Raw genomic sequence first — 13,404 nt, 5'->3', positions numbered from 1 at the left:
ATAAATCCATAACTACTTGATGCCGTATCCATTCTATGACCATAGCTCAAGAATTAGATGATCAAAAAGGCATCTGCCAAGATGTTATATTTCCCCCTGGTGATTTATACAGTGATGAGCCTCCCTTGGAAAGCGAACTGCATTTACGGCAAATAATCCTACTTTTAACATGTCTGGAATGGTTGTGGCGAGATAAAAATGATTTCTATGCGGCGGGAAATCTGACTATCTACTACAGTCCGCGCCAACGCAAATCAGAATACTTCCGAGGGCCAGACTTTTTTGTAGTACTGGGAACTGAACGTAAAACCCGTAAAAGTTGGGTAGTCTGGGAAGAAGATGGCAAATATCCAAATGTAATTCTGGAAATTTTGTCTGACTCAACAGCGAATACTGACAAAAATTTAAAGAAAAAAATTTATCAAGATACCTTCCGCACACCCGATTATTTTTGGTTTGACCCCTACACACTAGAATTTGCTGGATTTCATTTAGTAGATGGAGAATATCAACCTTTACAAGCAAGTAAACAAGGATATTTGTGGAGTCATCAGCTAGGGTTATACTTGGGAGTTTATGAAGGCTTATTGCGGTTTTTTACACGAGATGGGCAACTAGTACCAACACCGGAAGAAACGGCAGAACAAGCTGAACAAAAGGCAGAACAAGCCGAACGAAAAGCTGAACAAGCCCAACAACAGGCAGAACGTTTAGCAGCAAAACTGCGGGAGTTAAATATTGATCCAGAGACAATTTAGACTACTGCGATCGCATTATGACTATTCTATTTCAAAACTAACTTCTTGATAAATATCGCTGAAGGAAATTTGAAACCCTATTGATTTTAGTGATAATACAGCATCTACTGATTCGTATTCAGTTAATACCCATTGCCCTTCAGCATTTTTATTAAACTGCTCAACAAGATATTCATATTGATTAATCATAATATATTCTTTGAGTGTCGCAATAGAACGATAAAATCTAAATTTATTAGTTCGATCGTGATTCTCTGTCGATTTAGATAATACTTCCACAATCATTATGGGATTGGTGACTGTAGTAGTGCCAGTTCCCTCATATATTGGTTCTCCCTGAATAACCATGACATCAGGATAAGTATAGATCCGATAACGCTGTATCCACAATTTCACATCACCCATGTAGATTTTGTAATTTTTACCCCGCATCGTAAATTTAAAATTGGCATAAAAATTACCTGCGATTTCATTATGATTAGTCGTACCCCCAGCCATAGGAATTATTTCTCCATCTCTATATTCATTTTTGGATTCTGATGTCTCCTCTAGTTGTAAATATTCCTCTGGACTGTAGGATTTTTTCGGTGTTTGTGTTTGCATAAAAACCAGATGTGTGAAATATAAATTAATGAGGATAATGCTTGGCTAAAAACTCCTCAGCTTCAGCCTTATCTTTAATTACTCCATCTAAGGTAGCAGCAAGCATATCATCTAATATTTGCCGATACTGCGGCCCTGGTTTGTAACCCAGTTTCTTTAAATCATTGCCATTCAGTAGTGGCTGCACATTCGCCAAAACAGTTAAATATTCCCAAATCTGATGTCTAAGCGATCGCGGATTTTGCAAAGCAATTAAAATCAGCATTGGTAAGTCGTACTGTCGCAACAACTGCATTACTTGACTGGGACTTTGAGACTTAGGCAAAGATTCCATCACCTCAGTTTGGGCAGAAGCCAAGTTTTGCAAGCATTTAATGCTATCCTCTTGCAGTTGCAGATTCTTTGCCACTTTCGCTCGATATTGTGGTGCTAGATGGGCGATTAACGCTTCTAAGCGCATTTCCCAATGGATGAGGGTTTGTTCAGCATCAAATCGCTGCAAGCATCGTTCTAGTAAGCGTAATTGTCGCAGGAGTTCTGCATTTAGTTTGAGGGTAGGATGGATACATTGCAACGCCCCTAAGTTATCGAGTAACTGCAAAGCTGATTTCCAGTAGGGCGCTTCTAGGATGTGTTTTAATTCTGTTTTCAGGCGAGTTTGCAGGGCTGGAGTTTTGGTATTCTCTTGGGAAGTGCGATCGTAAACACCACTGTTGATTGCATAGCGGATAAACTCTTCAGTTTGCGGTTCAATTTGAAATCCGAAGCGCACGGCAAAGCGCACGCCGCGATAAATGCGGGTGGGATCTTCGATAAAGCTGTTGGGGTGTAAAACCCGAATTTGTTTAGCTTGTAAATCGAGTAAACCGCCAAAGAAATCGAGTAATTCACCGGAACGGGGAGAGGTGAGGCGCAAAGCGATCGCATTAATGGTAAAATCTCGACGATACAAGTCTTGACGAATGGAACTCGCCTCAACCTCTGGATTCGCCGCCGGGTAAGGATAAAACTCTGTTCTAGCTGTGGCAATATCTACCCAAAGAGAATCTAATTCTGGGTCTTTGTGCCACAACAAAGCCGCAGTTTGAAAAGCCCCGTGGATTTCTAAACGAGCCGCAGGGTAAAGTTGCTGGAGTGCTTTTGCTAGTTCCACACCAGCGCCAACATCTGCTGATTTGTGAAAGCCATCAACTACTAGGTCAATATCTTTAATCATCAAAGTGTCCGATGTTGCTTCCGCTAACAGCAAATCCCGCACCGCACCCCCGACAAGATAAAGATGCCAACCCCGTTTTTCGGCTTCTTGCGATGCTGTGGTGAGTAGTTGCCATAACTGAGGAGCAAGGCGATTTTGCAACTCAGTGCTAAGAGGAATTTTGAATTTTGAATTTTGAATTTTGAATTTTTCCTCTCCCCCTTCTCCATCTTCATCCCTTTCTTGATGTAATTCGCGTAAAACATCAGTACGAGTGACAAGACCAACTAACTGCTCATTCTCCAATACTGGCAAGCGTCCGATATCATAAGTTACCATCAGCGCTTCAATTTGTGGCAGTGTTGTATCTGGTGTAATTGTTTTCAGATTTCTTGTCATGTAGCCCTTGACTGGCGCATGACTAAATCCGTGGTGCAGGGCGATATCAAGATCCCGGCGCGAAATAATACCTACTAGTTGCCCTTGAGTATCGACTACAGATAAACCAGAGTGTCCATAGCGCAACAAAATTCGCTGTGCCTCAGCAATTGTGGTTTCAGGTAGAATCGTGCGAACAGGAGAAGACATCAAATCCCTAGCGGTGAGGGGGTGGGGAATTTGTGCTTTTACCCCGTCAAGGAGTTGTTTTAATATTGCTTGTGAATCCACTCCTCTTAGATTTAGCGATGCGGCTTGTGAATGACCGCCGCCGCCCAAGAGTTGGAATAATAGATTAAGATTTGTTTTGGGAATTTGCGATCGCCCAATTACAGTTAAGCGTGAATCACTTTCATCCAAAGCATATTCATTAGCCAACAGTAGGGCATCAATTTCGGTTAATTCTACGAGTTCCGATGCCAAACTCGATAACCCAGGCACAAAATTTTTAGTTCTTAGAGTTACCCAAGCAACCGTATATCCGCGTAGACAAAGATATTCTAAGTTTTCCAGCGATTCAGTTAATAGCTGCTGCAATTGCGGAGATAATCCGGGGTCACGGTAGGTAGAAATTACTGATAAACTTGCCCCTTCTTGCATCAACCAAGCCAAAGCTAGGGCATCCCGTGGTGTGGACTGGTCGTAAGTCAAAGAGCCAGTGTCAACGTGGATACCCAAAGCCATCACAGTTGCTTCGACAGGATTTAAGGAAATTTCCTGTTGTTGCAATTTTTCAACGATTAAAGTTGTCGTGGCTCCTACTGAGGAAATATATGATTCCGTGGCAGGAATATCTGATTCTTGTCCTAAGTGATGGTCATAAACTATAATTTCTTTGAGATTGGGTAAATCTAACCACTCAGCAGCTTTACCCAAGCGATCGCGGTGTTGCGTATCCACCACAGTCAGAGAACGAATTTTTTCTGGATTCACCGAACGGCGTTCAATCAGCGGATATTCATCCCGATGCAATGCTAAAAAATCCCGTACAGGAGGGTGAGAACCGCCAGTCAGCACAATCTTACTTCCCGGTAGTAGGCGCGTTAACCCTACCGCAGCTCCTAGTGCGTCAAAATCTGCTGTTGTGTGGCAAAGAATTAAATCCATAGTTACGAGTCATTAGCCATTGGTACTTAGACAAAGGACAAATGACTAAAATGTTGCAATTTCTGCTAGCTTAAAAATAATAAGAAAGTGTCAGTGTCGCCCTTTAGGATATTCTATCCTTAGTATTTCGCTGTATTGGGAGAAGCAAAAATGACCATAATATTCCAATTTGCCTTGATAGGTCTAGTCCTATTGTCTTTTGTCCTGGTTGTTGGCGTTCCAGTTGCTTACGCCACTCCCCAAAATTGGGTTGAATCTAAAAAACTGCTCTGGGTTGGTTCCGCCGCTTGGATTGGTTTGGTGTTTTTAGTTGGTTTGTTAAACTTTTTTGTCGTGTAAGTGACGGCTTCGCTCTGGCGCAGGCACATAATATAAGAACTAGAGGGGCAGAAAAGCCAAGGTCAAAAACCAAAGGAAAAAAGGAGAAATTTTTTCCGATTTTCTTTTTTCTGACCGTGCTTTCCTGCTCCTCTACATTTTAATAAGAAATGTATATTGGCCAGAAGTATAGTTGATTAAGAGGCAGTCATGGCAGTTTTCGAGGGAACTTTTACCCAAACGGAGCCTTTACGGTTTGCAGTAGTAATTGGTCGATTCAATGACCTAGTTACCGGAAAGCTGCTAGAGGGATGTCAAGATTGCTTGAAACGCCACGGTGTAGATCCTAACCCCCAAGGCGATCAGGTGGACTATGTTTGGGTTCCGGGAAGTTTTGAAGTACCTTTAGTAGCTCGCCAACTAGCACTTTCCCATCGTTATGATGCTGTAATTTGTCTAGGTGCAGTCATTCGAGGACAAACACCCCATTTTGATTATGTATCCGCCGAAGTTTCTAAAGGCATCGCTGCCGCTAGCTTTCAAACAGGAGTACCAGTAATTTTTGGTATTTTGACAGTAGACACTATGCAGCAAGCCTTAGAACGGGCAGGCATAAAAGGTAATCATGGCTGGGATTATGCCCTGAATGCCCTAGAAATGGCAAGCCTGATGCGGCAACTGCGTTCTAACCTGGCAGAGCCATATTCTCGTAATAGCCAGTCTTTGCCAGCCTCTTTTCAAAGTGCGAGCATAGGTAATTTAACTGCGGAGTCAGAAGAACTCGGCTAAATGAGTCATTAGTCATTTGTCTTTTGTCATTCACTAATGACTAATGACCAATGACCAATGACCAAAATAAATAAAGGGGTTGACAATTAGGGATAAATTTGAGATATTGATATATGGCAATTGATTGCGGGTGTAGCTCAGTGGTAGAGCGTCACCTTGCCAAGGTGAATGTCGCGCGTTCGAATCGCGTCACCCGCTTCCGACTAAAACCTCTTGGAATTTTCAAATCCAAGGGGTTTAGTATTTTTAGGGTGCAATGAAGTGTTCGTCGATTTGCGCTCCACTTTTGTGAACCTCTGCCAATGTGGACAGATCGAGCAAACAAATCGTCTACTCAATCAATTTGAATATTGCCCACTTGCTAAGAAATATAAAACCCAACTTTAGGCTGGTGTAGATATACATTAGCTTGGCTACAATCTTTAATAAGTGTAATCAATTCGTTTTATGTAGGGTGTATTACACTGAACTAAAGGTGGCTAGTTAAATAGTAGTGCAGTCAGGTGCAAAGCGTTTTTTAGCAGTGAAGTTAGCCACAATCTATTTGGAGAAAGAGTCACACACACGCTCTGGATGTTTTGGCAATTCTCGCTCTTGAAACGCTTGTGGAATCCAAGGAATAGAGATTGGACGGAATCCCGATATAAACTTGATAACTGGATAGTAATATACAGTTACCCAAAGGAAAATTAGCGGGTTTATTGGTGTTTGTTGTTTATGAGCGTAGCCTTCCCAAACGATTTGTTTTAGAGCGATCGCCACGTAGACTTAAAATTGTACCAGATGTGTCAGCATAATAAATGCCCAAAAACGCAACCACTTACCTTGAAAGCAACAGATGAAGAGAAGGAAATTTTTAAACAAGATTGCCAACTACTGGGAAAGACTTCAAACAGACGACCCTATACTGGTATGGCAATTACGATACTTAAAGTTGGCTGCATCTACTGTCTGCAATCATGGCGATGTTTGGAGAGCCTGTCCATCTATATAAATAATAGAGAAGCCTTATCAGGCATTTACCAAGACTTATATTCTCGTAATTCGTGTAAAACACGCCCAAGTTATTAGAACGCTTGTGCAATCTCAAAAACCTGAAAAAATAGATTTCAATACCGAATACCCCTGTCCCTGTCGTCGCCGGGGTCAGTTAATTCCGATTACGCTGACAGAAGCATTTGGTTGCGATCGCTGTCAGCAAATCTTTGTAGTAGAAGATAATGGTCATGTCCTAGAACAGCTTTCTACCACCTATCCCTACAAAAGGGCTTGGCGTTGGATGGGAAATAGTTGGCATGTTGTCCATCCCCGCTTGGGAGAAAGCTATCTGCCTATAGCACTTGGCATTATTTTCGTGCTAGTGATTATATGGCTGCCATTAGCACTGCGATTGGCAAATGGTTCCAGCATTATTGCTTGGGCAATGGTGGCGGTGCTATTGGCTATTCTGCCAGCACTAATGGTCTGGCTTACCTACAGACGTTAACTCAATGACTGTTGAAGTTTTGGATGACCACCCCGAACCGATTACTAGTGCCCAACGAGCCTATCATGCTTCCCTAAAATTGGGGATCACAAAGGGAGCAGACCGGAGTCGTGCAGTACTGGCAATGGCACAAGCTCTTGAGCGCTCATTTGACGACATTCTAGAAGCCAATACCTTGGATTTAGAAGCCAGTCGAGAAATGGCAGTGCCAGAGTTGATATTGGACTGGCTGAAGCTGACTCCCACAAGGCTAGAAATGACCGTGGACATTTTACAACGGTTGGGGGAATTATCAGATCCGCTGCGGCGCGTCAGAACCGCTGATTATCAACTCGAAGATTCCCAGAGTTACACCCAGTTAATGCCCTTGGGAGTGATTGGATTTATTTATGAAGCGTTCCCAGATTTAGGGGCGATCGCAGCGGGTTTTTGTATCAAAACTGGCAATAGTATTATTCTCAAAGGCAGTACTGAAGCTAGCCATTCTAACGCGGTCATCGCTGAGATAATGCAAAGTGCGATCGCAGAAGTTGGTCTAGCTCCGGGCTGTCTAGAACTGATCACAGCAGAACATGGTGCTTCGATTCGGGATTTAGTTACCCAAGACCAGTACGTAAATTTAGTGATTCCCTACGGACGTTCTACCTTAATGCAGCAGGTAGTACGACATTCAACTTGCCCAGTCTTAAAGTCAGCAATGGGTAACTGTTATCTCTATTGGTCGCTCAATAGCAGCTTAGAAATGGTGCGCTGGATGATTCTTGATAGCCATCAGAGCGAACCAGACCAAGTTAATGCCATTGAAAAGGTGCTAATTCATCGCCAAGCCTTGCCATCCTCCTTGGCAGTTCTGTGGAACAGCTTGATGGAAAAAGGCTTTGAAATTAAAGGGGATGCAGAACTAGTAGAAGCCTTTCCCCAGTTGCAGTTGGCGAAGGAAGGCGAATGGAGAAACCCTTATTTAACTAGGACAGTAGCTTTTAAACTGGTGGATAGCTTAGAGGGTGCGATCGCCTGGATTAATGAACACAGCAGTGGTCATGCCGACTCCATCGTTACTGAATCCTATCAGGAAAGTCGGCAGTTTGCCTTAGGAGTTAACAGTGCCTCTACCTACATAAACACTTCCCCGCGTTTTTCCCGTAACCCCTCGCGGGGAGATTCAGTGTTTCTCGGCATGTCTAACCAAAAAGGCCATCGTCGGGGATTTATCAGCCTAGAAACCTTGACCACCGTTAAGCACATTGTTCAGGGAAATGGCAGATTTTAACTAGGCTACGGTGTACACACAAGTCGGAAATAGTAGTTTTTCAGAGCGATCGCCTCCTAAAGATTACACAGAAAAGCCTTTTTGACATTTCTTTGCAATACTTAACTAAGTTCTAATTAAAAAAAGTGAACATAGATTAAAAATAATAACTAACATCATAATTTATTAAGTTCTTCAGTCTAAGTTGAGAGTATGCTTAATAATTGGAGTCTAGTTGAGAATTTAAGTAAATAGGTGCAAATAAACTTAAACATTTGTTGACTTTTTTGTACTTTGCAATTTTTTTGAGTGTTAAATACTAAAAAACAAAGTTTATTTGTGCCAACTTAACTAACTAGGTTGTCAAGCAAGGCGGTAAAAATATTACCAGAGCCAAGTACGAACAGCGAAAACAAAAGTAAACTTAACAAAAATCACATAATATGATAAGAAGAATTTTGCTGGCTGTATCGGGATTGGGACACGCAGAAGAAATGCTCAAAGCCCTGAGAGAAATCCCTTCAATTGAATCTGCAAAAGTTACAATTTTGCATGTTGTTCCTGCACAGAGTACTTCTGCTACCATGACAACTAAATGGGAAAATGGTGGTAAAATTCTAGCGAATGCTATTCAAACTTTGAACTTAGATCCTAGCGAAGTTTCTTCAATTTTACGTGAAGGCGATCCCAAAGATGTAGTTTGCCAAGTAGCTGATGAGATTGACGCTGACTTGATTATTATGGGTTCACGCGGACTTAAGCGGCTGCAATCAATTTTATCGAACTCAGTCAGCCAGTATGTTTTCCAGCTATCTTCTCGCCCCATGTTGCTGGTAAAAGATGATATTTATGTCAAAAGAATTAAGCGCATTATGGTGGCAATAGACAACTCTGATTCCGCAAAAAACTGCTTGAAATTGGCACTGTTTTTACTGCGAGATATTCAGGGTGGGCAGTTAATTTTGACAAATGTTGCGACAGATTTAGGTGGTAAAAAATCGGAAATAACTGAAGTTAGTTCAGACAAAAATCCAGTTTTAGCAGCCGCAGTTGCAGAAGCTGAAAAACAGGGTATCCAATCTCGTTCTTATATCAGCAGTGGCAAACCCGGTGAAGAAATTTGTCGGTTGGCAGAAGAGTTGAATGTAGACTTATTATTGCTCGGTTCTCCCGATCGTCGTCCATCGATCGCTAAGAGTTTTGTCGATATAGACAGACTCATCGGTTCTTCTTTGTCTGACTATGTTCGAGTTAATGCCACTTGTCCGGTACTGTTGGCGCGGACGATCGCTTAAAGTCAAAATAGAGTTAGTGGTTGATATATAAAAACCCCCACACTACTGGTGCAGGGGTTATTTATTTGATACACAAACTCTTAACTATCTTTTCCACCTTCGCGGCTAGCAGTTTGGATGTACAGAATTAGTAAAAACACAGTGGGGACTAGTACGAACAAAATGCTCGCTACGAACCCCAGGTCATTAACTTGCATGGCAAGAAAGCCTCTCTTAAATTTCCAGTCAACAACATTAGGATAGCATTATCAATGACAGAGTTAGCCCAAATTTTTTACTTTGTCACATGTTAACCACGGTTGATTCCACAAAACTTAAGGCTTCGTAACCACACTGACTGAGCCATTCACTAAAGTTTGACAAGCAAGGCGATAATTTTCCGGCTTTTTTTTGAATTTACGGTTTTCTACGTCTGTGCGGGGGGAAAGATTTTCTAGTCCTTCGACTATCTCGACAACGCAAGTACCACACTGACCATTACCACCGCAATTGGTCATCTTACCAATAAATTTATATATATCAATGCCATTTTGCATCGCTTTGAGCCGGAGATTTGCACCATCTGCCGCTACTACTTCTTTATCTTCTTTAACGAACTTGATATTACCCATAATTAATTCCTCCTTGACTCTAAGCTTGGCTTTCAAGGCTTCATATTGACATGGCTTGATTCACATCTTATTTATTATATTAAATCATTACAAAATATTAATAAATATTAACTTAATCAAATATAGCGCCACAAAAAAATAGAACAGGCATAACACCTGTTCTATAAATTGAAAAATAGATTAACTTACCTAAATCCCACGGCTGCTTGCCAAACGAAAGCAAGCAATAAGAAGAATACGGGGATGACTGGGAGAACGTCCACCAAAGGATCGAAGATTTGGTAAGCTTCAGGCAGTTTCGCTAATAAAAGTGCTGCTTCCATGTTTGTTTAAATCCACCTATCCAACACAGCTTTCATAATTGAGAAATATCTTAACATGGTTTGAGTCTTGATCATTTGTCAATAGTCATTTGTAATTTCCCCTTCATCTGGTGCTGATTCAGATGAGTTGAGCCAGTGACCAAATTCTATGGCAAAGCGATCGCTCAATATTGCTTCTCTGATCTTTTGTGTAAAGCGAATTAGTTCGGTAATGTTGTGAATGCTCAACAAAGTATAAGCTAAAATTTCCTGCGATCGCACTAAATGAGATACGTAAGCCCGGCTAAAATTTTGGCAGGTGTAGCAAGGACAAGTTTCATCTAATGGCGTAAAATCTTCACGAAACTTAGCATTTTTTAAATTCCAGCGTCCGCCTTGGACTATTGCCGTCCCATGTCTCGCCCAACGAGTGGGAATGACGCAATCAAATAAATCTATACCAGATGCGATCGCGATCGCCATTTCCCGATAAGTACCGACACCCATCAAATAACGCGGTTTTTCAGGCGGTAGAAGCGGTGCTGTGACTTTTACAATCTCAGCCATCAATTCTGGCGGTTCTCCTACACTCACACCACCAATGGCATATCCGGGCAAATCCAACTTTGCCAAAGCTTCAGCCGCACGGCAACGCAAATCCAAATATACGCCCCCTTGCACAATCCCAAACAAAGCCTGCTCACTGCGTTGATGAGCCGTTATACAGCGTTCTAACCAGCGATAAGTGCGCTCAGTTGCAGTTTCAACCTCTTGGCGAGTAGCTGGGTAGGGCGGACACTCATCAAAGGCCATAATCACATCCGCCCCCAAAGTATTTTGAATCTCAATGGAACGCTCTGGGGTCAAGTTAATAATTCGTCCATCATGGGGTGAACGGAAAGTGACACCTTCTTCAGTAATTTTTCGCATCTCGCTTAAGCTGAAGACTTGAAACCCACCTGAATCTGTGAGCATTGGCCCGTTCCAACCCATAAATTTGTGTAACCCACCACCTCCAGCCACGATCGCTTCTCCTGGTTGTAGGTGAAGATGATAAGTATTGGATAAGACCATTTGCGCCCCAGTATCTTTTAGCTGAGATGGGGTGATAGTTTTGACATTCGCCAGCGTTCCCACTGGCATAAATCTGGGGGTTTCTACAACACCGTGAGGAGTAAAAAACACTCCTGCTCTAGCTTTTGTCTGACTACAGCAAGCAAGACATTCAAAGGAAAAATTCGCACTCATGCCATTTTAGATTTTTGAAGATGCGCCTATTAAAACAATTCGCAATTCGCAATTCGCAATTACGTTTTGTGACGGAGATTTAAACCCCGACACAAAACACGGTGCTTATTAGTTGCAGGGGACTTAAACCCCCAAAGTTGGTTAAGACTTACGCAAAACTATACGATGTAGGGGCAATTTATGTATGAATTGCCCCTACATCAATAAAGCGCAGCCTCAGATAAATTTGGTATAATACTCGCTATTTTAGAAAGAATCAGAACAGTCATCGTCAATTTCTGCATCCCACCTAGCTGAGAGGACTTGCTCCATCATCGCTTCTATGGCGCTGACATTGAAGTTTCGCTCTCGTCGCTCTTGTATAGGGGTTGAGCGGGGAATCAACCGCAGACACACTCCTTCTTGCATCAAATCAAAATAGGTTTCCTGTTGCGACGACTGTTTTAGTTCTAAGTAATCAAAACTACAAACATTCAGATATAGGGCGTGGTTAGCCACTAAGGTAGACCTTTGTGGATTGGCATAAACTTCCATCACATCCCCTTCACCCTCGCTCAGTACCTTATCTTCTTGGGTGTAGATGTAGTGGACTCGACCTAAATCTGTCAGCAATCGCCGGATGTCGAGCTTATTCACAATGATGCCCGTGTTAATAATGCACGGAGCTGGTATCCTGGTGTCGGGTAGATGGTGACTCATAGGAAAATAGCGATTGAGCTAAGGAGAGCGACAACATAGCTAAACAGTCATAATTGAATAGCTTGTTTACTTCCTACATTTAAAAAATATCAATTTTATGCGGCAATCGTCTAATAATTTGGAGTAAGTTTTTGGTTAACGAATACAAAACACCAATTTTGATCCCTGATGGAATTTTAATTTCCTGAATCATTCGTTTTTTGTATAAAAAGTACTCTAATTATTTATCTAGCACTTAGACTAGCATAACAAAATTTTTAAGGAGAATCTCTTATAGAAGTAAATCTTATCTAAAGTTTTAAAGTCTGCTCATGTCGGTTCTACCGAAATTAAGCCTATTATCCAGCAATTAACCAAATCTTAATGTACCTCAGATGACAAAACAGCAACAGTGGTGGAAAAAGCTGCTGTTAAAGCTGGCAGCTAGTATTATATTTTACACAAGTATTCCACTACCGTATTTGCACGGCTTAGACTTTCGGGGAGTAGCACGTCTTGCTTCGCTTGTAGGGTTAATAATTGGGGGAATTTTAGGATTACTGGATACGGGGATGGATTATCTGGGTATGCCAGTGTTAACTCGTAGTGCTTTAGTAGTCAGCGTTTGGATTGCCATAACTGGAGGATTGCACTTAGATGGGGCAATGGATACTGCTGATGGTTTGGCAGTGGGCGACCCAGACCGGCGGCTGGAGGTGATGGCAGATAGTGCCACAGGTGCTTTTGGGGCAATGGCTGCGATCGCCTTGGTACTACTAAAAATAACTGCTTTGACAGATATGCCAGAAAACCGTTGGTTGCTGCTGATGGCTGCTTGTGGGTGGGGACGTTGGGGGCAACAGGTGGCGATCGCGCGATATCCTTATCTAAAACCAACTGGCAAAGGTGCGCTTCACAAACAAGCCATTCGTACTTCCAAAGATTTGTTACCAGGAGTATTGTTGCTGTTTGGTTTGAGTGCTTTACTTTGGCTCATAGATAAACAGCAACTATTTCTCGCACTGGCAATGATAATTGCTGGAAGTGCGATCGCCACTTTAACTGCTGCATGGTTCAACCACAAACTAGGCGGACACACAGGAGACACCTACGGCGCAGTCGTTGAGTGGACTGAAGCCTTGTTTCTGTGTGTACTGACTGTTTTTTGAGATGTGGGGGAGTGGGGAGTGGGGAGTAGGGAGTAGGGAGTGGGGGGAGCAGGGGAAGCAGGGGAAGCAGGGGAAGCAGGGGGAGATGAACTATTGATTATTGACCAATGCCCAATGCCCAATGCCCAATGCCCAATGCCCAATGCCCAATGCCCAAT

Annotated in this window: 15 protein-coding genes and 1 tRNA gene; 8 read left to right on the top strand and 8 right to left on the bottom strand. The window is 42.4% G+C overall.

What is annotated here, in order from left to right:
* Window positions 1-35: 35 nt before the first annotated feature.
* A complete protein-coding gene (locus VB740_RS02770) occupies window positions 36-758 on the top strand; it encodes a Uma2 family endonuclease (protein WP_323198555.1) in 723 nt (240 codons plus the stop codon).
* A 21-nt stretch (window positions 759-779) separates the two neighbouring features.
* Here the strand turns inward: VB740_RS02770 and VB740_RS02765 are convergent, their stop codons facing one another.
* A complete protein-coding gene (locus VB740_RS02765) occupies window positions 780-1,361 on the bottom strand; it encodes a Uma2 family endonuclease (RefSeq protein WP_323198554.1) in 582 nt (193 codons plus the stop codon).
* Between the two features lie 25 nt (window positions 1,362-1,386).
* Entirely contained in the window at window positions 1,387-4,101 is a 2,715-nt protein-coding gene (locus tag VB740_RS02760) for a CBS domain-containing protein (protein ID WP_323198553.1), read from the bottom strand.
* Window positions 4,102-4,251: 150 nt separating this feature from the next.
* On the opposite strand from VB740_RS02760, the gene psbZ reads away from it, so the two are divergent.
* From psbZ to VB740_RS02745, 3 genes are all read left to right on the top strand, one after another.
* On the top strand, window positions 4,252-4,440 hold the full coding sequence (gene psbZ / locus VB740_RS02755; RefSeq protein WP_323198552.1) for a photosystem II reaction center protein PsbZ: 189 nt from the start codon (window positions 4,252-4,254) through the stop codon (window positions 4,438-4,440).
* A gap of 189 nt (window positions 4,441-4,629) precedes the next feature.
* Window positions 4,630-5,208 (top strand): 6,7-dimethyl-8-ribityllumazine synthase, encoded by a 579-nt coding sequence (ribH, locus tag VB740_RS02750; RefSeq protein ID WP_190893873.1) that lies wholly within the window; start codon window positions 4,630-4,632, stop codon window positions 5,206-5,208.
* Window positions 5,209-5,334: 126 nt separating this feature from the next.
* Window positions 5,335-5,406 (top strand) — tRNA-Gly (locus tag VB740_RS02745).
* Window positions 5,407-5,748: 342 nt separating this feature from the next.
* On the opposite strand, the gene VB740_RS02740 is transcribed toward VB740_RS02745, so the two are convergent.
* The gene (locus VB740_RS02740) at window positions 5,749-5,970 is read right to left on the bottom strand and encodes a hypothetical protein (RefSeq protein WP_323198551.1); all 222 of its coding nucleotides are present in this window, start codon (window positions 5,968-5,970) and stop codon (window positions 5,749-5,751) included.
* Window positions 5,971-6,286: 316 nt separating this feature from the next.
* Between VB740_RS02740 and VB740_RS02735 the strand changes: the two genes are divergently transcribed.
* From VB740_RS02735 to VB740_RS02725, 3 genes are all read left to right on the top strand, one after another.
* Window positions 6,287-6,694, top strand: coding sequence for a hypothetical protein (locus tag VB740_RS02735; RefSeq protein WP_094348002.1), 408 nt, complete (start codon window positions 6,287-6,289; stop codon window positions 6,692-6,694).
* 4 nt (window positions 6,695-6,698) lie between these two features.
* A complete protein-coding gene (locus VB740_RS02730) occupies window positions 6,699-7,964 on the top strand; it encodes a glutamate-5-semialdehyde dehydrogenase (protein WP_323198550.1) in 1,266 nt (421 codons plus the stop codon).
* Between the two features lie 422 nt (window positions 7,965-8,386).
* Window positions 8,387-9,238, top strand: a complete 852-nt coding sequence (locus tag VB740_RS02725; protein ID WP_323198549.1) for a universal stress protein — start codon at window positions 8,387-8,389, stop codon at window positions 9,236-9,238.
* 80 nt (window positions 9,239-9,318) lie between these two features.
* Here VB740_RS02725 and psbM read toward each other — a convergent pair whose 3' ends face one another.
* The 5 genes from psbM to VB740_RS02700 all read right to left on the bottom strand — a co-directional run bounded on the left by psbM (window position 9,319) and on the right by VB740_RS02700 (window position 12,098).
* Window positions 9,319-9,435 (bottom strand): photosystem II reaction center protein PsbM, encoded by a 117-nt coding sequence (gene psbM, locus VB740_RS02720; RefSeq protein WP_138497365.1) that lies wholly within the window; start codon window positions 9,433-9,435, stop codon window positions 9,319-9,321.
* Window positions 9,436-9,552: 117 nt separating this feature from the next.
* Window positions 9,553-9,849, bottom strand: a complete 297-nt coding sequence (locus tag VB740_RS02715; RefSeq protein WP_323198548.1) for a 2Fe-2S iron-sulfur cluster-binding protein — start codon at window positions 9,847-9,849, stop codon at window positions 9,553-9,555.
* A 185-nt stretch (window positions 9,850-10,034) separates the two neighbouring features.
* Window positions 10,035-10,172, bottom strand: a complete 138-nt coding sequence (locus VB740_RS02710; RefSeq protein WP_006195022.1) for a photosystem II reaction center protein K — start codon at window positions 10,170-10,172, stop codon at window positions 10,035-10,037.
* Window positions 10,173-10,250: 78 nt separating this feature from the next.
* Window positions 10,251-11,399 (bottom strand): tRNA guanosine(34) transglycosylase Tgt, encoded by a 1,149-nt coding sequence (gene tgt, locus VB740_RS02705; protein ID WP_323198547.1) that lies wholly within the window; start codon window positions 11,397-11,399, stop codon window positions 10,251-10,253.
* A 246-nt stretch (window positions 11,400-11,645) separates the two neighbouring features.
* Window positions 11,646-12,098: a hypothetical protein gene (locus VB740_RS02700; protein ID WP_323198546.1), complete on the bottom strand. Its 453-nt coding sequence runs from the start codon at window positions 12,096-12,098 to the stop codon at window positions 11,646-11,648.
* 374 nt (window positions 12,099-12,472) lie between these two features.
* Between VB740_RS02700 and cobS the strand changes: the two genes are divergently transcribed.
* The gene (gene cobS / locus VB740_RS02695; protein ID WP_323198545.1) at window positions 12,473-13,246 is read left to right on the top strand and encodes an adenosylcobinamide-GDP ribazoletransferase; all 774 of its coding nucleotides are present in this window, start codon (window positions 12,473-12,475) and stop codon (window positions 13,244-13,246) included.
* Window positions 13,247-13,404: the final 158 nt, after the last annotated feature.

This window comes from Nostoc sp. UHCC 0251 (assembly GCF_034932245.1).
In the GTDB taxonomy this organism is placed as follows: domain Bacteria; phylum Cyanobacteriota; class Cyanobacteriia; order Cyanobacteriales; family Nostocaceae; genus Nostoc.
The sequence above is the reverse complement of the archived record's forward strand: the minus strand, read 5'-3'. Positions and strand labels throughout refer to the sequence as shown.